The organism is Pedobacter sp. AC212, assembly GCF_979258625.1.
In genome coordinates, this window is the sequence record NZ_OZ409870.1 from 5,153,071 (window position 1) to 5,176,659 (window position 23,589).

At 37.8% G+C, this 23,589-nt stretch carries 24 protein-coding genes; 12 read left to right on the forward strand and 12 right to left on the reverse strand.

The annotated features are described in order from the left end of the window. Positions 1-146 precede the first annotated feature (146 nt). The 6 genes from ACZZZC_RS22235 to hemC form a co-directional block, all read right to left on the reverse strand. Positions 147-662: a hypothetical protein gene (locus ACZZZC_RS22235; RefSeq protein WP_056850966.1), complete on the reverse strand. Its 516-nt coding sequence runs from the start codon at positions 660-662 to the stop codon at positions 147-149. Further along, positions 662-1,366 carry a response regulator transcription factor gene (locus tag ACZZZC_RS22240; protein WP_025146905.1) on the reverse strand — a complete coding sequence of 235 codons (705 nt, stop codon included), beginning with the start codon at positions 1,364-1,366 and terminating at the stop codon, positions 662-664. The genes ACZZZC_RS22235 and ACZZZC_RS22240 overlap by 1 nt, the downstream gene beginning before the upstream one ends. 8 nt (positions 1,367-1,374) lie before the next feature. Then, the gene (locus tag ACZZZC_RS22245) at positions 1,375-2,241 is read right to left on the reverse strand and encodes a sensor histidine kinase (RefSeq protein WP_056850967.1); all 867 of its coding nucleotides are present in this window, start codon (positions 2,239-2,241) and stop codon (positions 1,375-1,377) included. Between the two features lie 468 nt (positions 2,242-2,709). Next, entirely contained in the window at positions 2,710-4,080 is a 1,371-nt protein-coding gene (gene hemL / locus ACZZZC_RS22250) for a glutamate-1-semialdehyde 2,1-aminomutase (RefSeq protein ID WP_463484067.1), read from the reverse strand. 94 nt (positions 4,081-4,174) lie between these two features. Next, entirely contained in the window at positions 4,175-5,143 is a 969-nt protein-coding gene (gene hemB / locus ACZZZC_RS22255) for a porphobilinogen synthase (protein WP_463484068.1), read from the reverse strand. A gap of 270 nt (positions 5,144-5,413) precedes the next feature. Beyond that, complete coding sequence (hemC, locus tag ACZZZC_RS22260) at positions 5,414-6,994, reverse strand: hydroxymethylbilane synthase (RefSeq protein WP_463484069.1); 1,581 nt, start codon at positions 6,992-6,994, stop codon at positions 5,414-5,416. 442 nt (positions 6,995-7,436) lie between these two features. On the opposite strand from hemC, the gene ACZZZC_RS22265 reads away from it, so the two are divergent. Beyond that, entirely contained in the window at positions 7,437-8,126 is a 690-nt protein-coding gene (locus tag ACZZZC_RS22265) for an SIMPL domain-containing protein (protein ID WP_463484070.1), read from the forward strand. Positions 8,127-8,226: 100 nt separating this feature from the next. Further along, positions 8,227-8,541, forward strand: a complete 315-nt coding sequence (locus ACZZZC_RS22270) for a hypothetical protein (protein WP_265799347.1) — start codon at positions 8,227-8,229, stop codon at positions 8,539-8,541. A 157-nt stretch (positions 8,542-8,698) separates the two neighbouring features. Here ACZZZC_RS22270 and serS read toward each other — a convergent pair whose 3' ends face one another. Continuing rightward, entirely contained in the window at positions 8,699-9,970 is a 1,272-nt protein-coding gene (serS, locus tag ACZZZC_RS22275) for a serine--tRNA ligase (RefSeq protein WP_463484071.1), read from the reverse strand. Between the two features lie 99 nt (positions 9,971-10,069). Here serS and rsmI point away from each other — a divergent pair, with 99 nt between their 5' ends. The 6 genes from rsmI (at position 10,070) to ACZZZC_RS22305 (ending at position 14,694) form a co-directional block, all read left to right on the forward strand. Continuing rightward, a complete protein-coding gene (gene rsmI, locus ACZZZC_RS22280; RefSeq protein WP_463484072.1) occupies positions 10,070-10,795 on the forward strand; it encodes a 16S rRNA (cytidine(1402)-2'-O)-methyltransferase in 726 nt (241 codons plus the stop codon). A 37-nt stretch (positions 10,796-10,832) separates the two neighbouring features. Then, positions 10,833-11,480, forward strand: coding sequence for a PH domain-containing protein (locus ACZZZC_RS22285; RefSeq protein WP_463484073.1), 648 nt, complete (start codon positions 10,833-10,835; stop codon positions 11,478-11,480). A gap of 85 nt (positions 11,481-11,565) precedes the next feature. Further along, positions 11,566-13,176 (forward strand): apolipoprotein N-acyltransferase, encoded by a 1,611-nt coding sequence (lnt, locus tag ACZZZC_RS22290; RefSeq protein WP_463488136.1) that lies wholly within the window; start codon positions 11,566-11,568, stop codon positions 13,174-13,176. 4 nt (positions 13,177-13,180) lie between these two features. After that, the gene (locus ACZZZC_RS22295) at positions 13,181-13,642 is read left to right on the forward strand and encodes a DinB family protein (RefSeq protein WP_463484075.1); all 462 of its coding nucleotides are present in this window, start codon (positions 13,181-13,183) and stop codon (positions 13,640-13,642) included. 11 nt (positions 13,643-13,653) lie between these two features. Beyond that, complete coding sequence (lspA, locus tag ACZZZC_RS22300) at positions 13,654-14,181, forward strand: signal peptidase II (RefSeq protein WP_463484076.1); 528 nt, start codon at positions 13,654-13,656, stop codon at positions 14,179-14,181. 96 nt (positions 14,182-14,277) lie between these two features. After that, on the forward strand, positions 14,278-14,694 hold the full coding sequence (locus ACZZZC_RS22305; protein WP_463484077.1) for an OsmC family protein: 417 nt from the start codon (positions 14,278-14,280) through the stop codon (positions 14,692-14,694). Positions 14,695-14,750: 56 nt separating this feature from the next. Here ACZZZC_RS22305 and ACZZZC_RS22310 read toward each other — a convergent pair whose 3' ends face one another. Together ACZZZC_RS22310 and ACZZZC_RS22315 are read right to left on the reverse strand one after the other, a co-directional pair. Further along, the gene (locus ACZZZC_RS22310; protein ID WP_463488137.1) at positions 14,751-16,391 is read right to left on the reverse strand and encodes an NAD+ synthase; all 1,641 of its coding nucleotides are present in this window, start codon (positions 16,389-16,391) and stop codon (positions 14,751-14,753) included. Positions 16,392-16,437: 46 nt separating this feature from the next. After that, the gene (locus tag ACZZZC_RS22315) at positions 16,438-17,112 is read right to left on the reverse strand and encodes a porin family protein (RefSeq protein ID WP_463484079.1); all 675 of its coding nucleotides are present in this window, start codon (positions 17,110-17,112) and stop codon (positions 16,438-16,440) included. 26 nt (positions 17,113-17,138) lie between these two features. Here ACZZZC_RS22315 and gldB point away from each other — a divergent pair, with 26 nt between their 5' ends. After that, on the forward strand, positions 17,139-18,170 hold the full coding sequence (gene gldB, locus ACZZZC_RS22320; RefSeq protein WP_463484080.1) for a gliding motility lipoprotein GldB: 1,032 nt from the start codon (positions 17,139-17,141) through the stop codon (positions 18,168-18,170). A 74-nt stretch (positions 18,171-18,244) separates the two neighbouring features. Further along, positions 18,245-19,021 carry a patatin-like phospholipase family protein gene (locus tag ACZZZC_RS22325; protein WP_463484081.1) on the forward strand — a complete coding sequence of 259 codons (777 nt, stop codon included), beginning with the start codon at positions 18,245-18,247 and terminating at the stop codon, positions 19,019-19,021. Positions 19,022-19,159: 138 nt separating this feature from the next. Here ACZZZC_RS22325 and ACZZZC_RS22330 read toward each other — a convergent pair whose 3' ends face one another. Both ACZZZC_RS22330 and gcvT read right to left on the reverse strand, forming a co-directional pair. Further along, entirely contained in the window at positions 19,160-19,885 is a 726-nt protein-coding gene (locus ACZZZC_RS22330) for a 2-phosphosulfolactate phosphatase (RefSeq protein ID WP_463488138.1), read from the reverse strand. 81 nt (positions 19,886-19,966) lie between these two features. Further along, complete coding sequence (gene gcvT / locus ACZZZC_RS22335) at positions 19,967-21,046, reverse strand: glycine cleavage system aminomethyltransferase GcvT (protein ID WP_463488139.1); 1,080 nt, start codon at positions 21,044-21,046, stop codon at positions 19,967-19,969. Positions 21,047-21,341: 295 nt separating this feature from the next. On the opposite strand from gcvT, the gene ACZZZC_RS22340 reads away from it, so the two are divergent. Together ACZZZC_RS22340 and ACZZZC_RS22345 are read left to right on the forward strand one after the other, a co-directional pair. Next, entirely contained in the window at positions 21,342-21,800 is a 459-nt protein-coding gene (locus ACZZZC_RS22340) for an SRPBCC family protein (RefSeq protein ID WP_463488140.1), read from the forward strand. 47 nt (positions 21,801-21,847) lie between these two features. Beyond that, entirely contained in the window at positions 21,848-22,357 is a 510-nt protein-coding gene (locus tag ACZZZC_RS22345) for a hypothetical protein (protein ID WP_463488141.1), read from the forward strand. A gap of 4 nt (positions 22,358-22,361) precedes the next feature. On the opposite strand, the gene ACZZZC_RS22350 is transcribed toward ACZZZC_RS22345, so the two are convergent. After that, entirely contained in the window at positions 22,362-23,564 is a 1,203-nt protein-coding gene (locus ACZZZC_RS22350; protein WP_463488142.1) for a glycosyltransferase family 4 protein, read from the reverse strand. Positions 23,565-23,589: the final 25 nt, after the last annotated feature.

A 23,589-nucleotide genomic window follows, 5' to 3' on the forward strand; every position in this document is an offset into this window, starting at 1 on the left:
GGTCTTAATAGCAAGAAAGATGCTGAACTAAATTCAGCATGACGATTGAGCAAATTTTAATTGCGCAAAGGTATGAAATAAAAAAAAACGAAGAACCTTTTTATTACTAAAGCGGCGCCTCGTTTCTCAAAATGACAATACGAATATTATAATTTGCTTATTTCTTTTTCAATTTTAACGATAATGTCTTTAGAGCGTGATGATTCAGAAAGTTCTTTGGCCTTGGCCACATAAACTTCCGCCCTTTCTTTATCTTTTCTACGTAAAGCGAGGTTGGCCAAATGAATCAATACATAAGATTTCTCATTTTTTCCGCCAACAGGAAAACGACTGGCCAACTGAAAATGATATTCAGCTTTTTCGTAATCTTCCTCTTTCAAAGCCATATTGCCTTGCATGAATTCATAGTATCCTCTACGATTCTTTGATAATCGCTCAGGATTTGGAACTTCAGCAAGCATCAGCTTTGCTTTCCCAAATTCATTGTTTTTGAAATACTTGGAAGCCATTAAAACAGAGCTGTGTCTAAAATGACTCCAAATCAAAAAGAGCAATAAAAACCCCGCTACTGCTGCCAACTCGTATTGATCGTAAACGATACAAACCAAAGCAGCCAGCAAGAAAACGGCCATTAAAACATACCGGCCTAAACTATTGTACATTAATGACTATCAGTGAATTTATAACCTACACCACGAATAGAGTGGAAATAAACTGGGTTTTTTTGATCAGGTTCGAAATACTTACGGAAAGTTAGAATGAAGTTATCAATCGTTCTTGTTGAAGGATAAACATCATAATTCCACACAGTTTCCAAAATCTGTTCACGAGAAACCGCATCGTTTTTACGCTCAATTAAAAGCTTTAACAACATGGTTTCTTTTTTAGTTAATGGCGTAATGGTGCCATCATCATGTTTCAATTCAAAGGAATTAAAATAGATGGTTTTATCGCCGATTTTATAAGAATTTAATTCTTTCAAATCATCAGATTTCAAACTGCGTTTAACCAAAATTCCAACACGGAGAATTAATTCCTCTAAGTTGAAAGGTTTTACTAAATAATCATCAGCACCCTTTTTCAAGCCTAAAACACGATCTTCTGAAGTATTTTTAGCCGTTAAAAACATAATCGGAACCTCTGCATTCTCTAAACGGATTGTTTCGCAAACCTGGAAACCATCCATTTCTGGTAGCATCACATCCAGAATGATTAAATTGAAACGTTCTTCTTTAAATATTTTAAGAGCGGTTTTGCCATCTTTAACGGCATGAACTTTATAACCCTCAAGTTCTAGGTTTAATTTGATAGCATCTAACAAGTGATCCTCGTCTTCTACCAATAGAATTCTTAATTTTTGTGACATAATTGAGATTAACTAAATGTTACTTCAAAAATACTTCCTTGAGGCAAATTGTCTTTTACTGTAATATCTGCATCATGGTATTGTAAAACCTCTTTCACAATAAACAAGCCTAAACCTGTTCCCTTCGCTTTCCTGACATTCTCATTACCAACGCGGTAAAATTTATCAAATATCAACATTTTTTCGGCATCTGAAATACCCGGCCCTTTATCTACCACACTCAACTGAATATGCCCTTCCACCTCATCTAAATAAACATTTATCTCATCGCAGGGACTGGAATATTTAACAGCATTCTCAATTAAATTCGTAACTACTGACGATAAGGCAAACTTGTCACCCATTATCTGCAAATTTGGCTGAATATGCGCATTAATAAGCTGTTCGTTTCCGCATGAATGCACCTGCAGCCGATCTGTAATTTTATAGACCAACTCCGAAAAATTAAATTCCTCCTTCGGAAAGGTGTACGAACGGTTTTCAATTTTGGTTGCAAGCAACATATTTTCAACCAAATCGTCCAAACGCTCAATATCTTTCAGTGAATTATTCAACAAAGAAACCTGACGGGCTTTATCTAAATCTCTTTTAACAATGGTTTGAATGGAAAGTTTGATGGCAGCCAATGGCGATTTCAACTCATGCGTGATAGACATTAGAAAATTTTGCTGTTGCTCCCTCAATTTATCTTCCCGTTTTAACGATTGATGCAGGAAATAGCCACCAATGCAAAGCAAAAACAGAAATACGGATCCTTCACCCATAATCATGGTCATGCGGCTTGGCTGCAAACGCACCACCAAAGTGCCCCAAGAAATAAGTTGAATTAATGCGTAAAGTAATAATGCGTAAAATATGATAATGGATTTCTTCATCTGTCTTTACCAGGATTGTTAGGCTTTAAGGTTTTAAGATATTTCTCAAATAGCTAAATTATTATTAGAAAAGCAAGTCTCTGTACATTTCGGTTATTTCAGCCCCGCTTTCCGTTGCAATCTTTTTGCAAAGTTACTAACTCTAACAGGCGTTTTGCTCATTAGAGTTAGTAACTTTTAAATCAAAAAGTATTTTCACATCAATCGCGTTTAGATCACTTTGGTTTGTGCAAGAAGCTTAAAACCACCCCCAACCTCTCCTTGAAAATAAGGAGGGGAGTTCCCTCAATTTTATAACCAAACTCGTCATTGCGAGGTACGAAGCAATCCTACAACAAAAGCTATTTTAACCCAAAGCTTTAAGATTGCTTCGTACCTCGCAATGACGAAACCGTGACCTTATATTTTCTTACGTGCCTGCCACAGGCACGTATACTTACTATGGTTTAAACTCTCTGTGGTTAAACCCTACTTCTTAAACACTAAATCCAACGCCTCAAAAATCGCTCTCTTCGCTTTCTCCAACTCGATTTTAGTATGTGCCGCTGAAACAAAACCCACTTCATATCCCGAAGGACCTAAATAGATTCCTCGGTTTAACAGTTCACGGTGCATAATTTTGAATTTCTCCATGCTGCTTGCATCGATATCATCGGCAGACTGTATTTTATCCTTCTCTGTAAAAGCAAACCAAAAGATAGAACCCACCGTAAACACCTTAAATTTATAATTTCTCGCCGTAGCAAAACGCTGAATACTGGCTACAAAATCTTGCGTTTTGTTATTTAAATCTTTGTAGAAACCAGATTTGTTTAATTCCGTTAAGGTTGCGATTCCCGCAGCCATCGCCACTGGATTGCCAGATAAAGTACCGGCCTGATAAACGCCACCATCTGGAGAAATGTGCGCCATAATTTCAGCCCTTGCACCGTACATCCCAACAGGTAAACCGCCACCAATGATTTTCCCATAAGTGACTATATCGGGCGTGATGCCATAATAAGCTGCAGCACCTTCAAAGCCAACCCTAAAACCTGTAATTACTTCATCGAAAATCAAAAGCGAATTATTTTCCTTACAGATTTTGCTCAAGAACTGAATGTATTCCTCATCCTGCATAATCAAGCCATTATTGGCAGGAATACCCTCAATAATTACCGCAGCGATCTGGTCTTTAAATTGATTAAAAGCTTGTTCAATTGCAGTCTTATCATTTAAAGGAATCACAATGGTTTCTTCAGCAAAAGATTTTGGAACACCAGCCGAAGATGTTTCGCCAAAAGTAACCAAACCCGAACCTGCTTTTACTAGAAGTGAATCGCTATGGCCGTGATAACAACCTTCGAACTTTAGAATTTTATCTCTTCCGGTATAACCTCTAGCTAAACGAATGGCCGACATCACCGCTTCAGTACCAGAACTTGTAAAACGGATTTTCTCTACAAAACGATTGTTTTTGATAATCAATTCCGCAAGTTCGTTTTCCAAAGCTGTTGGCGCCCCGAAACTCATTCCGTTTTGCATTACCTCAGTAACTTTCTCACGAATTTTTGGATTGTTATGGCCCAAAATTAATGGCCCCCAACTTCCGCAGAAATCAATAAACTGATTTCCATCGGCATCCCAGATATAGCAACCATCTCCTTTTTCAATAAAAAGTGGCGTTCCATATACTGATTTAAAAGCCCTAACCGGTGAGTTTACACCCCCTGGGAAATAAGTTTTTGATTTCTCATACAACTCCGCAGATTTTACTCTTGAAATATCAGGCTTACTTCCTGTATTTACTGGAACATCGGCCTCGTTGCCTGAAAACATTTTCTTTAATGAATCTAACATTTTTTTAAGCTAAAAGCTGAAAGACTAAAGGTTAAAGCGAAAAGTAAAGCGCTTAAAATGGCTTTGGTCTTTCGGCTTTAAACTTTCAGCTTATCTACATCCAATCGTTATTTAAAATATCTTTAATGTGGTAAGTGGTTATAATACTTGCTCCAGCTCTGGCAAAGGCATGCATGGTTTCCATTACCACTTTCTGCTCATCAATCCATCCACGTTCTGCAGCAGCTTTCACCATCGAATATTCTCCTGAAACATTATAAACCGCAACAGGCAAGTTTGTATCCTGTTTCAAACGTTGAATAATATCCAGATAAGCCAAACCCGGTTTTACCATCAAAACATCTGCTCCCTCCTGCTCGTCTAGTTGTGCTTCACGCAGAGCTTCCAGAGGATTTCTGAAATCCATTTGGTATGCTTTTCTATCACCTTTGCTTGGCGCACAATCTGCAGCTTCCCTAAATGGACCATAGTAAGCCGATGCAAACTTTGTAGCATGACTCATAATGGCTGCATTTACAAAACCATTATCATCCAAAAGATTACGCATCGCTTCAATTCTCCCGTCCATCATATCCGATGGTGCAAACATATCGGCTCCTGCTTGCGCATGCGTTAAAGCCATTTTTGCAATCACATCAACCGTTTTATCGTTTTGAACATAATCGTTCTCCATAATTCCACAGTGACCGTGAGTGGTATAAGAACAAACGCAAACATCAGTGATCACATATAAATCTTCTCCGAATTGTTTTTTTAACTCGCGAACGGCAGTTGGAACCAGTGAATGATCATGATAGGCTGATTTTGCATCAGCAGATTTTTCGTCGCCTACGCCAAAGAGCATGATTTTATTCAAGCCTTTTTTCATTCCCGATTCTACGTCCTTCACCAAAGTATCAACCGAATAATGGTTCACTCCCGGCATGGCATCAATCGCATGTGTCACATTTGTTCCTGGCACAACAAAATACGGGTACACAAACATATCTTTCGATAGTCGGGTTTCGGCTACCATCTCTCTAACCAACGGGTTTTTCCTTAATCTTCTCGGACGGTGTAACATTTTATTAGTATCAAGTATTTAGTATCAAGCTCGCCTGCCGCTTAGGCTGGTATCAAGACTTGGGTATTGTATTATTACGAGCATTTTTAGTTTTTACGGTCGTCATTGCAACGCAGGCAAGCAATCCTAATGCGTTTGCAATGAAGATCTTTCGTAGTAAGATTGCTTCGTGCCTCGCAATGACGATGCGGTCTTGCTTTTCGCTTTAGTCTTTCAGCTTTAGTCTTTCAGCATCCAAACCCCTACCTTGAACCTTTAAACCCTCAACCTCTATTTAATTTCTATTCCAAAAACCGCTTCTGCCAAGCCAATTTCATCAGGCGAATATGGCAAAGCATACTTTACGCCCATTTCGTCAAACTTCTTGCCTGTAGAATTTCCAATTGCAATAACCTGCTGACCAGGTTCCAATAAATTATCAGCGAAATAAGCATCTACATTTGATGGACTGGTAAAAATTAAAACATCAGCATAACTCTGATCGATATTTTCTTCGATTACCGTTTCGTATATTGGCAAGTCGATAATTTTTGCATCAGCAGGTAAAGATTTCTGAATGGATTGTAAAGAATCCTGCGCCCTTGGAAATAGAACATTGTTTCCAGAAACCAGTTTCGCAAAATCTTCTGCAACTTCAGAAATATCGCCGCTTGCACCAACGAAATCTGCAAAATGATTAAATTTGCGTAAAGCATCTTCAGAACCTCTTCCCACTACGCCAAATTGTGTTTTCTTTGGCAATTGCGGTTTTAAATTGAAGAAATACTCCACACTATTTCTACTACTGAAGAAAATCCAATCGATATTTTTTAATATAAACTGGTCTAAAACGGTAACGATAGGAAACGTACGGATTAACGAACGACCCTCAATTTCTATATTGTTATTTTCTAACGCTTTGCGGAAATAACTGTGCTCACCAATTTCACGGGAGATGAAAACCTTTGTAGGCTTTTTTCTTTCCTTTGAAAATTTAGCCACGATTTTCTCTGCTAAACCATCTGTTGTTTCAGAACGTAAGAATAAACGCTCAGGAAAATCATCGGCAGTTTCCGCTTTCGAAGTCCACACTTCGTAGGCGCCATCTTCTTTTTTGCAATAGCAACCCAAAGGCATGTGGCAGCCACCTTCAAAAATATTAAGCACTTTCCGTTCTACACCAACCTCTTCTGCTGTCGCAGGATCATGCAATTTTTGAAGTGCATCGAAGAGCTCAGTATCATTCTCCCTGATTTGAATAGCCAAAGCACCTTGAGCAGGAGCAGGAACAAATTCTGTCGGCTCCAATTCTTCAACGTGAAATTCACTAACATCTAAGCCTAAGCGTTTAATACCTGCTTTCGCCAACATAATAGCATCGTAATCTTCATCTCTGAGTTTCTGAATGCGGGTTGGAACGTTTCCACGTAAATCTTCGATTTCCAAATCAGAGCGTAAACCCAAAAGTTGCGCTTTTCTTCTGTTTGATGAAGTACCCACCATTGCGCCTTTTTTCAGAGACAATTTTTGAGAAACATCAACACAGTCTTTTAAAATCAAAAGATATTCGGTTGCTTCTTCGCGTGGCGGAATTGCAGCAATGGTTAAGCCAGCAGGATGGTTGGTTGGTAAATCTTTAAGGCAATGTACCGCCAAATCGATTGTTCCGCCCAAAAGTTCTTCTTCCAGTTCTTTGGTAAAAAACCCTTTGCCTTCTAATTTATCCAGACGTAAATTCAGAATTTTATCGCCCTGCGTTTTAATAACTTTGATTTCTGCTTCAATACCGATTGTTTCTAACTCACTTTGGATGTGATTAGCCTGCCACAATGCAAGTTCGCTACCGCGTGTTCCGATGATTAATTTCTTCACTATAAACTTTTAATGAACTGCAAATTTAACGTTAATTTGCTTTATACCATGAATTGTTTAAAAATGAGACAGTGCCGTTACAGAGCAAATGTTTTGTGGGTTTTTACTGACAAATTAAAAATCAAACGGATTGTTATCAGCACAAATTTCCCTCAATAAACCCTTGACTGCGGCAGGCAGGCGGTAGTAGTGGGAAGCCCGCATTCCAATAATTCATTGGAAGAGGACTTGTAACGAATAACGGGGCTGGTTTTGCTGATTAGTACTGCCTTACATTTTCAAATATTTTAATAAAATTAAATCATGGTGTGGAATTTGTACACAAGGCACATCATAACAACACACACAAAGAAAAATAGAATTATGAAACCTGCATAAGCAAACAAAAGCTAAATAAAAAAAGCTTATGCAAGCTTCATTACAATTAAAAACACTAAAGATTATGAAAAAGTTAATAGCAGTTGCACTAGTTGCATTTTTAGGCCTTTCATCGGCAATGGCTCAGCAAACAGATTTACGCAGGAAAATTAGCGTAAGCGGAACTTCTGAAACAGAGGTTACTCCAGACATCATTTACATTGGGATTTCGTTGAAGGAATATTTGAACGGAAAAAAGAAAGTAGACATTACTGAATTAGAAAAACAACTTTTTGCTGCTGTACAGAAAGCAGGAATTGCAAAAGAAAATTTGACCATTAGCAACCTGAGCAGCTGGAATTATGCTACGGAGAAAAAGAAAAATCCTGATTTTTTAGCGAGCAAACAATATCGTTTAAAAGTAAGTGACCTTAATAAATTCGACGCCATTTTAGAGGCTATTGATCCAAAAGGAATTGCCAATACTAACATTGAAAGCTATGATTATTCGAAAATTGAAAGCCTTAAGAAAGATTTAAAAATTAAGGCATTATTAGCCGCAAAAGAAAAGGCAGCTTATATGGTTGAGGCCATGGGCGATAAATTAGGTAGTGCTATAGAGATACAGGATGGCGGCGACAATATTATACAACCTGTTTACAGAAATTATATGATGAAATCTGCAATGGCTGAATCTGCAGACGCAGCACCAGAAATCGACTTCAAGAAGATTAAACTAAATTTCACTGTGAATGTAGTCTTCGAGATTAAATAATCCGTTTTAGCACTAAGATATTCGCATCTTAAAACCTACCAAGAACATTTTGGTAGGTTTTTTGTTACGTACACATTGAAACACTAAAAAAATAGAAATTATGAAAAAATTCATTTACACACTAGCACTTATTTTCTCTTTAGGTATCAGCTTCAACTCCGTTCAAGCGGCTAACAAACCTGCAAAAAACCCTACAGAATTAACTGCTGAACAATCTGCACAGTTAGAAAGAATTAAAACTCGTGTTGAAGAAATTAGAGATATGGATAAATCTAATTTAACAAGAGCAGAACGTAAGGCATTACGTAGCGAATTGAGAGAATTGAAAGGTCAGGCCCGTGCAGTTTCTGGTGGCGTTTATCTTTCAGTTGGTGCAATTATCATCATCATCTTATTATTGATTTTGATTCTATAATCAGAAAAACAATTACATCTATCTATAAAAAACGAAAAGCTTTGCAGTGATGCAAAGCTTTTTTTTATGCCTACTTATTTTCCGTCATTGCGAGGTACGAAGCAATCTAACAGCAAAAGACATTGCTTCGTACCTCGCAATGACGACTTGTGGAAATCTAATCAATCATATCGAAGCCTGTGTATTTTACCAGTGCTTCCGGAATTCTAATTCCGTTTTCCGTTTGATAATTTTCTAAAATTGAAGCTACGATTCTAGGCAATGCCAATGCGCTTCCATTTAACGTATGTGCCAATTGTGCTTTGCCCTCTTTCCCTTTAAAACGAAGTTTTAAACGGTTGGCCTGATAAGTTTCGAAGTTTGATACTGAAGAAACCTCTAACCAACGCTCTTGTGCGGCACTCCACACTTCCATATCGTAAGTCATGGCCGATGTGAATCCCATGTCTCCTCCACATAAACGCAAAACGCGGTAATGCAAGCCAAGCTCCTGCAACAAAGACTGTACATAGTTGCTCATGTCTTCCAGCGTTTCGTAAGATTTTTCAGGATGTGTAATCTGAACCACCTCAACTTTATCAAACTGATGCAAACGATTTAAACCACGAACATGCGCTCCATAAGAACCAGCCTCTCTACGAAAGCAGGGTGTGTAAGCTGTGTTTTTGATCGGCAGGTCTTCTTCCTTAATAATTACATCGCGGTATAAATTGGTAACCGGAACTTCTGCCGTAGGAATCAGGTATAAATCATCAACAGTTGAATGATACATTTGTCCTTCTTTATCGGGTAACTGACCAGTACCAAAACCAGATGCAGCATTTACCAAATGAGGCACCTGCATTTCTTTGTAACCCGCAGCAGTTGCATGATCTAAAAAGAAATTAATCAAAGCACGTTGTAACCTCGCTCCTTTTCCTTTGTAAACCGGAAAACCTGCACCCGTAATTTTAACCCCTAATTCAAAATCGATGATATCGTATTTAGCCGCCAGTTCCCAATGTGGTAACGCTTTAGTTGGCAATTCTGCTGGTGCGCCATGCTCATAAACTACCTCATTTTCTTCGGCAGTTGAGCCCGTTGGCACTAAATGGTAAGGTAAATTCGGCAACTGAACAACTGCATTAAACTGAGCAGTTTCCAGCTCGTTCAATTTTTCGGTCAGGTTTTTAATATTCTCCTTATGAGAAGTGGTTTGGGCTTTAATAGCTTCTGCTTCATCCTTTTTACCAGTACGCATTAAATCGCCAATTTGTTTGGCTGCTGCATTTGCTTCTGCGGAAATTTGATCAAGCGAAGTTTGGGTAGCACGACGATCTTCATCAATTTTGATAATTTCATCTACCAACTCTGGTTGTTTAAAGTTACGTACACTCAAACGTTCTAAAACTTTCTCTCTATTTTCGCGGATATAGTTAACTTGCAGCATTATTTAATTTTTTTACAAAGATAGAAAGAGTTTTCAGTTTTCAGTTTGCAGTTTTAGATCATGCAACATCTTGATACTTGATACTTGATACTTGATACTATGGATGGCAAATTATTCCTCGTACCTACGCCGATTGGCAATTTGGAAGACATGACCTTTCGGGCAATTCGGATTTTAAAAGAGTGCGATTTAATTTTAGCAGAAGATACCCGCACAAGTGCACCCATGCTTAAACACTTTGGCATTGATAAACGGGTATTCTCCCACCATCAGCATAACGAACATAAGGCGACTTCGGAGATTATCAAATTTTTACAGGAAGGACAAAAAATTGCATTGATCTCGGATGCTGGAACGCCAGCTATCTCAGACCCAGGCTTTTTTCTTGTTCGCGAAGCGATAAAAAACGAAATTGATGTAGAGTGCTTGCCAGGTGCAACGGCGTTTGTGCCTGCCTTGGTAAATTCTGGCTTACCTGCTGAGGCCTTTTGTTTTGAAGGGTTTCTGCCCGTAAAAAAGGGCCGTCAAACAAAATTTAAAAAACTTGCCGAAGAAGATCGAACCATCATACTTTATGAAAGTCCACACCGCTTATTAAAAACCTTGGAAGAGTTTGCCCAGTACTTGGGGGCGGATAGACAGGCATCCGTAAGTAGAGAACTTACTAAAATGTTCGAAGAAACCGTTAGAGGCACATTATTAGAAATAAAATCACATTTCGAGAACAATACTTTAAAAGGAGAATTCGTAATTTGCATTGCCGGGAAAGACATGAGTAAAGATAAAAGAGCAAAGAACAAGGATAAATACGATGATGCCGAGTAGTGTCTTAAATTAACCACAATCAATTTAAATAACAATTATGATTAGCATAGATAGATTTTTAAGCGACGAACAAGACCCAAAAGCGGTTGAAAAAGTTATCGGAAAGCTTAATGACCTTTTAACCACAGGCGAAGAAATTTTATACCTCGCCGTGCAAAAAAAACCTGCTGTAAACTTGTTGCCAGATAGTATTGCAGTAACCAATAAACGCATTTTTTATTGCGAGCCAGGAAATTTAGGCCTAACCATGAACTTTAAAGATATTTCGCTTAAAAACATTAAAGAGGTTTCATTCAAGGAAGAATTGTTTGGTTCGAAATTTATTTGTGTGCCGCAAACTGGCGAAAACATCGTTACAGAGTTTATACCTAAAACGCAGGCCAGGAAGTTGTACCAAGCGGCAAATGAGCAGCTAGAGGATTATAAGGAATCTTTAAGACAGCAGAAATTGGAAGAAGATCGGGCAGCTGCACCTATTCAGCCAGCACCTCAACCTTTCGCAGATTTTACACCTATTGAATCTCATACTCCAGAACCTGAGCCTATTCAAATTGCGGAAGTAGTAGAAGAGCCGGAAGATGAGACTACATTAAAACTTCGTAAGCTGAAAACGCTTTATGATAAACACTTGATTACTCAGGAAGAATACGAAGCTAAAAAAGCAGCAATTTTAGATAGTTTTTAAATTCAGGAAATAGGGAATGGAGAATAGTCAATTAGACACAAGGTCGACCAACTAATCTATTTCCTATTTCTCATTTCCCTAAAAAATGAAAAAAAGCTATCTCTTAGCCATACTAAGCGCCTTTTTACTTTGGCTGGCCTGGCCACCTATGCCCTTTACAACTCCGCTGTTGCTTATTGCATTAGTGCCTTTATTTATTGCGCTTGATTCGATTTTTAATAGCGACCAAAAAAAGAAAGGCAAAAAAGTTTTTTTAACCGCAGGGCTTACTTTTCTAATTTGGAACACAGCCTCTATCTATTGGGTATATAATGCCATTAGTGCCTACAATGGTACCGCCGTTGCTATCCCTGTTTCCTTAATTCCTTACGGATTAGGGGCATTTTTAATGACTACCGCTTTCTGGCTTTTTTATCGCTTAAGTAGATATACCAATAAAGTGATTGCCTATTTAGGGCTGATCTCATTTTACATTGCACTCGAATATTTACAACAAACCTGGGATCTGGCTTTCCCATGGATGACTTTGGGAAATGGCCTGGCCGGTATGCACCAACTTGCGCAATGGTATGATTATACTGGCATTTATGGTGGTACATTATGGATTTTGCTAAGCAATATTTTGGCCTTCGAAGCTTACAAAAAATTCAATTCTACAACCGGATATGCGAAATTCAAACCAGCGGGTATTTGGGCTTTAGTAGTAATTGTTCCAGCTACATTTTCCATAGTAACATATTTCAACGCCGAACAACAAGGTACACCCAGCAATGTGGTAGTCGTTCAACCCAATATCGATCCTTACAAGAAATTAAGTGAAATTCCTCCTGCAGAGCAAATTCAGATATTGACTCATTTATCTGATTCCCTTGCACAACCGAATACCGAATATTTTATCTGGCCGGAAACTGCTGTGCCCATTTATGCAGATGAGGATCAGATCAGGATATATCCTGAAGTGATTACTTTACAGAACTTTTTAAGTAAGTATAGAAACGGCACTTTAATTACCGGAATGGAAACCGTAAAAATTTATGCGGATAAAAAGACAATATCCGCAAAACTTGACGAGCGTAGCGGGCGATATTACGATAATTTTAATACTGCAATGCAGTTGGAAAATTCAGCCAATGTTCAGTTTTACCATAAATCGAAACTTGTTCCAGGAGCAGAAAAAATGCCTTTTCCGAAAGTATTTTCATTTTTAGACGGTGTTTTTTCTGAATTAGGCGGAAGTGTTAGTGGATGGGGCTGGCAAGAAAAGCCCAGTGTTTTATATGCACAAAGTGGCATTGGCGCCGCACCTGTAGTGTGTTATGAAAGCCTATGGGGCGATTGGATAGGACACCAAGTTAAAGATGGCGCACAATTTATTGCCATTATTACCAACGATGGCTGGTGGGGAAATACATCGGGCAAAGATCAGCATGAAATGTATGCCAAACTACGGGCCATCGAAAACCGCAGAGACATAGCCCGATCGGCAAACACTGGTATCTCTTGCTTTATCAACCAGCGTGGCGACATTACTCAAAGTACAAAATGGTGGACAAGAACTGCCCTAAAAGCTGATATCAACCTGAATGATGAACTGACATTTTACACCAAAAATGGCGACATCATTGCAAAAGTGCTTTGTATATTAGCTTTAATCCTGGCGCTGATTATTCCTTATAAAAAGTGGGTTAAAAAGTAATTCTATGCTGAAACAACAATATGAACTCGTTTTGTTTTCCAGAGAAACCATTTTAGATTACATTAAAACCATATCTCATGAAGACTTCACTTGCGATAACAGTGCTTTTGGCAAAGGTTCTATTCGTAATTTGTTGGTTCACATTTGTGATACTTACTCCTCATGGATTGTTGAGCGAGGACTAGGCTTACCATTAACTTATCCCGCTTTCGAAAATTACTCAACTTTGAATGATTGTATTGAATACTTCAACCGGATTAATCTTTCCATCGATCAATTTTTAAATCAGTTTGAAGGAAATTATCAAAAAGAGATTCAGATTTTTCGCAATGGCAAAACAACAAAGATTAGTGCCTTGCAATTGTTTACACACGTGATTACGCATGAGTTTCACCACAAAGGACAAATCATGTCGTTGAGCAGAATTTTGGGCTATACACCCGTTGATGCTGACATTATTCGCTAAAATTTAAAGAAATGCAATACCATAAAAATTATACCTGGTTTTTCCTTTTGATTGTTTTGATTTTAAACATCGCCCTTGATCAGATATCAAAATTCGTCGTTCGAAATGAGATTTCTGATTACGAACATATTGTGTTGATTAAAAATTTTTTCACCCTAACTAAAGTGGAGAACAGTGGGGCTTTCTTAAGTTTAGGCGACAATATGCCTTATATTTTTCGTCTCATCATTTTAACAGGTCTACCCGTCTTATTTTTAGGTTACGGCCTATATTATTTATTTTCAAAAAAGAATTTACCGAGCACCATGCAAATTGCGCTTTGCTTTTTAATTGGCGGTGGAATGGGTAATTTGTACGACCGGATTGTTCACGGTTCCGTTACTGATTTCATGCACATGGATTTTCAAATCTTCCAAACCGGTGTTTTTAATATTGCCGATATATCAATCATGATTGGCGTCGGCATCTTACTCATCCAATCATTAAGAATGAAGGCAACACCTACAGTGGATCCATCTAACGTAGAAAAAGAAGATTAAAACTTTATCAAATGTTAACGAAATAATTGCGTTTGCTATACAAACATTAGGTTATATTTATTGTTAGAAATCTTATCTCAAAAAAAATAATTCAACATGAAAAGAAATGCAACAGCCGTATGGCAAGGCTCTATTAAAGAAGGTGCCGGTAAACTGACCACACAAAGCACTACATTAAATGACACACAATACTCTTTCAATTCTCGTTTTGCAGAAGGAGTTGGTACCAACCCTGAAGAATTAATTGCCGCTGCGCATGCCGGATGTTTTACCATGAAGCTTTCTGCTAACTTAGCTGAAGCAGGTTTTACCGCCACTAAATTGGAAACGAAATGTGAAATTAACTTAGATCCTTCAAAGGGAGAAATTGTAGAATCGCATTTGACTTTAACTGCGGAGGTTCCAGATCTTACTCAAGAAAAATTCGATGAATTAGTAGCTGATGCAGAGAAAAATTGCCCGATTTCAAAATTATTAAATACTTCGATTACTGTTGACGCAACGTTAGCATAACTCAAAAAAAGCTTGTTGATTATTGGTCAACAAGCTTTTTAATATCCTCAAACCTACTAGATTTGGTGTTTACCTACAATTGGCATCCGCCTACCCATACCGAAGGCTTTAGGCGAAACTCTTAAAATTGGAGGAGTTTGATAACGCTTGAACTCAGCTACGTTAACCATTTTAATTATCTTTTTTACAAGTTCTTCATCAAAACCTTGCTCAATAATTGCTCTTGATCCTTTCTTTTTTTCAATATGCTGATATAAGATGCGATCGAGCGTGTCGTAGTCGGGTAATGAATCAGAATCTTTTTGATCTGGCCTCAACTCTGCCGAAGGTGGCTTAACAATTGTGTTTACTGGTATAATTTCTTTTTCTTTATTAATGTATCTCGCCAGTTCAAAAACCTGGGTTTTATATACATCGCCAATTACCCCAATTGCTCCACACATATCGCCGTACAAAGTGCCATAACCAACAGCGCACTCACTTTTATTGGATGTATTGAGTAAAATATAGCCAAATTTGTTACTCATGGCCATATTTATTACCCCACGAATACGGGCTTGGATATTTTCTTCTGTCAAATTGAAAGGCAGACCTTCAAAAGCTGGTGCTAAAATGTGATCAAAAGCTTCCGCTACTTCCTTTATCGCAATAATTTCATGCTGGCATCCAATATTTTTTACCAAATCTAAAGCATCCTGAATGGAGTGATCTGAAGAAAACTTAGAAGGCATTAAAACCGACATTACATTTTCAGCACCCAAAGCACGACACGCCAGCGCACACACCACTGCAGAATCAATGCCGCCTGACAATCCTAAAACCGCCTTTTTAAAGCCAGATTTTTCAAAATAATCTTTAATGCCCAGGATTAATGCATCATGAATTTGCTCTATATCGGTTAACCGTTCGGGCTGTGGGTATTTATTTTTAACATTTTCAATTTCATCTAAATCAAATACCTGAAGGTCTTCTTCAAAATATTTCATTTCAGCTTTCATGGCGCCATCGGCATCAAAAACGAGCGAGCCGCCATCGAATATAATTTCCGTTTGTGCTCCCACCTGGTTCACATAGAAAACCGGCAAATTGTACTTCTTTGCATTATCGGCCAAAACTTTAATCCGCTCATCATCATGCGTATAAGAAAAAGGGGAAGCCGCAATATTGATCATTAAATCGGGTTGCTCCTTAATCAGTTCATCCATCGGGTTTGAAACATATAATGGGTTATCATTAATGTTCCACAAATCCTCACAAATGGTAAGCGCAATCTTTTTTCCTTTGAAATCAATACACTTGAAGCTTGAAGCAGGTTCGAAATAACGGTATTCATCAAATACATCATAAGTGGGCAGCAACGCTTTCTTTGTTATGGCTTTTACTTTACCATTTTCGATAAAATAAGCCGCATTGAATAAATCCTTACCATCGAGAATATCGTTTTTAACCGGCAAGCCAATAATACAAGCAATATCCACACAGCTTTTTGCAATTTTTTGAGCCGCATCTTCGCAAAGGGCTATAAACTCATCAAACTCCAGATAATCTCTCGGTGGATAACCACAAACAGCCAACTCTGCAAAAACAACCAGATTAGCACCTTTACTTTTTGCAAGCTGAATGTGCTCTACGATCTTGTTCGTATTATTTTCGAAATTACCAATGTGGTAGTTGAGTTGGGCCAGCGCTATTTTCATTTTGAAGAATTAAGTATCGAATATTAAGAAAAATGTAAAATGCAAATTAAAAAAATACACCAAAATTAAGTGCAAGATAATGGTTTCTCACATCGCGGTTTTTATCAGTTGTGATATTAGTAAAACCATTATTATAGGTTAAACCAGCCAAAATACTTGCGTTACCAGAAATATCGAATTCACCTCCAGCTCCGAGTATTAAACCCGCCCGATAGAATTTCGTAAAATCTGATATTTTTTGATTATCGCCAACAGTACTAGCACCACTTACTGCATCTTGCTTAGCGCTAATGTTAAATCCGTTCGATAAACCAAATTGTCCATACCAACGTTTGCCATCAGCTTTTAGCGTTTTAAGCTTCACCGTTAACGGCAACTCAATATATTGCATCTTATATTTCAAATCGTAAGCCACAGGAATACTACTATTTGCATTTGCATAATAAGGTGAAACGTTTACCTCAGTACTTTTTCCGTTGATAGTTGTAATGGTTAAACCAGTTGAAAAACTGTAGTTCGGGGCAAAATTAAAATCTCCTATTAATCCATAAGAAAACCCAAGTGCAACGCTGTTTGTTTTTCCAGGTTCAGGTTTTATCCAACCGATAGTTGGTGTAGCGGTTAGGCCTAATCTGAAACCATAATTGGTTAATCGAGAATTTTGAGCATAGGAGACAAAACCCAAAAAAGATAAAATTAAAATAGTCGTTATTTTTTTCATGCTTAATGTGATTATATTTGTTGTACATGATGTATAACGTAAAACACAGGCAAATTTATCTAATTTTTCTTTTTGCTGCCGCATTTATTTCTTGCAAACAAAGCAAACGCCCTGATGTAAGCAACATTAAGCTCGATATAAAAATTGAACGATTTGATAAAGAATTGTTTGCCTCGAAAGATAAAAATGTAACCGCTACCAATACCTTTCTTTCAAAAAAGTATGGTTTTTTTTATGATGATTATATTCATAAAATGATCGGCTCTCCTGATTACAGCAATGACGAAATATTGAATACCTTATTTAATGATAAAGCTTACAGTGATTTAACAAAGGAAGTTGATAGTGTTTACCCTAATTTAAAAGTTCAGGAAGCAGGTTTAACAGAAACTTTTAAATACATCAAATACTATTACCCGAAGGCCAAAGTGCCAAAAATAATTTCATTTGTTTCGGGTTTTGCTTATCAGATGCCCGTTGGAGACAATTATTTGGGTATAGGTTTAGATATGTTTTTAGGTAAAGACAGCAAATTTTATGGTGCCATAGTCCAAAGTGTTCCTTTATACCTATCGCGAAGATTTACTCCCGAATATATTGTACCCCGGGTAGCAGAAACCTATGCTCACGAGGACTTGTTTCCAGAACCAGATGAAAACCGGACGTTATTATCCAAAATGATCTTCCAGGGAAAAATTCTTTACTTTCTGGATCAGGTATTACCGGAAGATATGCCAGACTCTACCAAAATTGGCTACACACAGCAACAATTACAATGGACCCAAGATTTTGAAGGTGATATTTGGGCTTACTTTTTGGAAAACAACTTCCTTTATGAAACCGACTACCACAAAATCCAGGTTTTCCTTTCTGAAGGACCATTTACACCTGCATTGGGCGACCAAAAGTCGGCACCAAAATTAGGCGTATGGACAGGCTGGCAAATTGTGAGAAAGTACATGGCCGAAAATCCGAAAGTAACGCTACAGCAACTCATGGCAGATAACGATGCGCAAAAAATTCTCAATCAATCTAAATATAAACCGAAACAGAAGTAAACGTTGGCAATTAGAAAGACTCAGGCAACAAACAAATTAGCCGGTTCTTCAGTTTAAACATCAAGTATTTGTAAATGAGAGTAGGTATCGTATTATCAGGAGGAGGAATTAGAGGGATAGCGCACCTTGGCATTCTTAAGGCATTTAAGAATTTGGGAATTACCTTCAGCCACATCAGCGGAACAAGTGCGGGAGCAATTGCAGGCGCTTTTTTTGCAGCAGGAATTGATCCCGAAGAAGGACTAAGCATTTTCTTAAAAACTAAACTCTGGCGTTTTATTCGCCCGGCCGTTGGCTCACTGGGTTTGATAAATATTGAAAATACCGCACACATACTTAGAGAATATTTCCCTGAAGATAGCATCGAAAAACTGAAAATACCACTTACAATTGCGGCTGTAAATTTTAGCGAAGGCCGCTTGGTATATTTTACCAAAGGACCACTGATCAGGGCCATACAGGCATCAAGTTGTATTCCTGGTATTTTTAAACCCATAATGATTGATGGGCAGATGTACGTTGATGGAGGAATTCTGAATAATTTCCCAGTCGAGCCTTTAATGGAAGAATGCGATTTCATTATTGGTTCATCTTGCAATCATTTAAAACCCGTAGATAAAATTACAGGCATTACCAATTTAATGGGACGAGCAGGAATTATGTCGATAAACCACGATATGGAGCGTAAAGCTAAGTTCTGTAATGTGATGATTGAACCAAAAGGTTTAGGTGCTATCAGTACCTTCGATATGAAGCGGGCGGAAGATATTTATTGGCTGGCACACGAAGAGGCTTTGATTACCATTAAAAATACGCCAGAAATTAGGGAACTTATCACGCCAGTCCGCTAAAAGTGAATTTGCCTAGCCAGAAGTGTCGTAAGATGTAGGATTTTTATAACCAATGAGAAGATTATTCCACTTTATAGGGAAACCGAATTATAACATTATTAACATTCTTGGATTTCCATCATGCTTTTAACGCCCCCTTTAGGGGGTTTGGGGGTTCAGGCTAACCAATCTTTCCCCATCTAAAACCGGAATAGCTTTACAAACATTTAACTGCAAACAGAACACTACATCATCCTCAATATTTAATTGTGCTAAACGGTGGCTGTGAGAAGATTTATGTAGATATTTCCTTAAATCGTCTTTTGCAAGCAGGTATAAATCTTCAGCTGCAACGCTGGAATCATCGAAGTGTTCGAAATTTTTGCGCAATTGATTTACAACTGCACCGGCAAACAAGGTATCTTCCAAATTAAATTGGTCTTTCCATCCAGCGCAAAGTAGCAGAACGTTCTTATCCTGGCTTGCCAGATATTTACAAAGCGAATCTAAGTTTAAGAATGAACCAATCACCACCTGATAAGCCCGTTTATTGGCCAAATGCAACGCCTTAGTTCCGTTTGTGGTAGTAAGAACAATTGTTTTACCTGCAACTTTTTCTTTGGTATAAGAAAATGGCGAATTCCCAAAATCGTATCCCACCACCACTTCACCATTCCGTTCTGCAGCCAATAAATAACCTTTATCGCTGTAGTTTAGGCAATCTTCCACATTGGCAACCGGAATAATGGCTTCAGCACCATTTTCAATTCCGTAAGTAATGGACGAAGTTGCCCTCAAAATATCAATAACAACCACAATACTTTGCTCAATATCATACAGATCGATCAAAGCAGGTGTTAAACAAACTTCTATTTTTTTTGACATTTCTTAGATTTGAGTACTGAGATTTAAGATGTGAGACCAAGAACAAACGAACTCAAATCTCACATCTATTGTCTCAAAATCTTATTTATAAAATGGAAACTTAACTACTTTAGCCATAATTGGCGTATTGCGGATGTTGATAAAAACTTCCGTTCCTTCTTTCGAAAATTCTTTAGCTACATAACCCATACCAATTGCTTTCTGTAACGAAGGTGCCTGCGTTCCAGAAGTTACCTTACCAATAATATTTCCATCAGCATCAGCAATTTCATAATCATGGCGAGGAATTCCCCTGTCAATCATTTCAAAACCCACTAATTTCTTTTGAATACCAGCTTCTTTTTGTGCTTGTAGCGCATCAGAGTTTGTAAACGGTTTTGAAAATTTGGTAATCCAGCCTAAACCAGCTTCAATTGGCGAAGTAGTATCATCAATATCATTTCCATACAAACAGAAACCCATTTCTAAACGCAACGTATCACGGGCACCTAGGCCTATTGGCTTGATATTATAAGCTGCACCAGCCTCGAAAATTGCATCCCAGATTTTATCTGCATGCTCATTGTCAAAATAAATTTCAAATCCTCCTGCACCAGTATAACCCGTAGCCGAAATAACCACATTATCAACGCCTGCAAATGTGCCCTTAACAAAGGTATAATACTCCATTGAAGCTAGATTAACGTCTGTTAAACTTTGCAAAGCATCAGCTGCTTTTGGTCCCTGAATTGCCAATAAAGAGGTTTTATCAGAAATGTTGTGCATCTCCACATCCTGATTGTTAAACTGTTTAATCCAGTTCCAATCCTTTTCAATGTTCGATGCATTAACAACCAACATATAGGTTTTTTCATCTATACGGTAAACCAAAAGGTCATCAACAATTCCCCCATCTTGATTAGGTAAACACGAATATTGAACTTTGCCATCATATAATTTTGAGGCATCGTTACTGGTTACGCGTTGAATTAGATCTAGAGCATTTTCACCTTTCAGTATAAATTCACCCATGTGGCTCACATCAAAAACACCTACACTATTACGCACCGTTGCATGTTCAGCGTTTATACCCTCGTAAGTAACAGGCATATTATAACCTGCAAATGCAACCATTTTAGCGCCTAAAGCGATGTGTTTTTCTGTTAATGCGGTGTTTCTCATGAGTAAATTTTAGTTGCGCAAAAGTAATAAGAAAACCGGAATGTTTTATCCTTAAATTTTTGGCTTTTTAATTGAGTATGGAAAAGAATGCAAGCATTTCATCGCCTTTTCAGTCCTGCTTTCTGCTTTACTTACCCGATAAAAAAATCGGGTTTCGTGTTCGCTCCAATCAGGTTTACATCACCTAATTTCTGCTTAAAACTTAAGTTGTAATAAAGGTAGCGAGTTGATTAGTTAAAGCAGTTGCGAAAATATGTAAATTAGAAAATCAAATCACAAAGCGAATAAACAGACAATGGCAACAGAAATCATAAGCACCACGCCAGAATCAGAAATTGTAAGCACAAGAAACTTCGATGCTCCTCGAGAACTGGTTTATAAAGCGTGGGCAGATCCAACCCATTTAAAAAACTGGTGGGGACCAAAGGGTTTCACCACTACCTTCAATATTTTCGACTTTTGCGTAGGAGGCAGATGGAGCTTTATCATGCACGGGCCCGATAAGGGGAATTATCCTAACGAATGTGAATTTATAAAAATCGAAGTGCCATCGCTAATAGCCTGGAAAAGACATTCAAAACCTCACTTTCAAGTTTTGGCCACTTTTGATGAAATCACCGAAAACGAAACGCAGGTTGTTTTCAAAATGCTATTCAATTCTCCAGAAGAGTGTAATAAACTCAAGCCCTTCGTAGTGGATAAAAATGAAGAAAATTTTGATCGATTGGAAATAGAATTGAATAAGATGAAATAAGTGAAACCAATTTATGCTAAATTACAAAGTTTAAGAAACACCAGATCATGACTAAAATTCGCTTCCAATTGCTCATATGCTTCCTTATTTTTTCAACGGGCCAGGTTATTGCACAAAGCAAAATCACTAAAAAAGAATTAAAACCTTTTATCGGGAATTGGAAGGGAAGCCTTACTTATATCGATTATTCTTCGGGCAAACCTTATACCATGCCTGCCAATATCGAGATTAAGAAGGGTTTAAATGCTAACGAACTGTTGATCTCCAATATCTATCCTAACGAACCCAAGGCCAATTCAGTTAAGACCTTAATCATTTCTCCAAAAGAAAATAGCTTTGATGGAGCAACTGTCAAATCGATTACCAGATTAAGTGACGGAAGTACTCAAATTATAACGGAAAGTAGCGGTGCGGATGGGAATGACAAGAAACCGGCACTGATTAGACATACTTATACAATCAGTAAAACGAATTATTCAAACAGAAAAGAAGTACAGTTTTTCGGGGAAACAAAATGGATGAAGAGACATGAATACAGCTACTTAAAAAACATGTAATTTTTTATGCTGTGATTAATTCTTTGTAAATCTCCAGCATTTTACCGGCAATCAATTTTATCCCGTGATCGTTCTCCACTGTTTTTCGGGCATTTTCTCCTATTTCCATCCAGCGCTTCGGATTTATGATACATTGCAAAATATAGCGGTAAAATTCGTCGGCAGAATCTGCTATTAAAATATCGTGTCCGTGCCGGCAATTAATTCCTTCAGCTGCAGTAGTGGTAGCGATAATGCATTTCTTCATTGCCATGCCTTCAATAATTTTTACCCGCATGCCAGTGCCAGAAATAAGTGGCACAATCATAATCGCTTTCGAATTCATAAATTCAATCGCATCAAAAACTTCTCCCTCAACAATTAAGTTATCAGAATCATATTCAAAAAAATGTTTCTGCATGTTTTTGCCCGCGATGTAGAAACGAAGGTCTTTATTCAATTTTTCAATATCTGGCCAAATGTCATCGAGAAACCACTCCAACCCTTCCTGATTTGGACGCCAGTCCATCGCCCCCAGATGAAATAGCGTAGGGAAACTCGTTTTCGTTTTATCAACTTTATACTTTTCTAAATCAATGGCTACTGGAAAAACCGTCATCGGCACTTCACAACCAAACCTGATAATACTTTGCCTGTCGGGTTCGCTAATGGCAAATATTTGATGGAATCGGTTAATTTGATCGGTTTCATAAGCTTTTAACCGTTGAGCTAAAAAAGCTAAATACTTTCTCCTAATTAGAAAACTTTCTGAGTGAGACAGTCGTTCCCACATCGTAAATTCGATATTATGGGCCCGATAAATGAGCTTTGCATTGCTATTTGCTTTTACAACATCCAGGTAAGGCACTACAAATAATCCTTCGAACTGGATGACATCAAAGACATTTTCCCGCAGAATATTTTCGAGTTGTCGTGCTGCATCCTCACTAAAATACCTGGAAACATTATACGATTCATTGGTGAAAATGTTAAAAAAAGCCGACCATACATTTACTTCAGTGTCGAGATCTACAGTATGATACTTGATCTTTTCGAAAATCGGATCGTAAATATCCTCCATATCAATTCGACCTTTCATAGGGTTCAAACTAAACAAAGTAATGTCTGCACCAAGTTGCAGCAGGCCTTTCATGGTATTATAAACCACAATTGGATAACCACTATTTGGCGGGAAGGGAATCCGCTTAGTAATTAACAGAATTTTCACAATGTTGTGAATTTAACTAATTAAA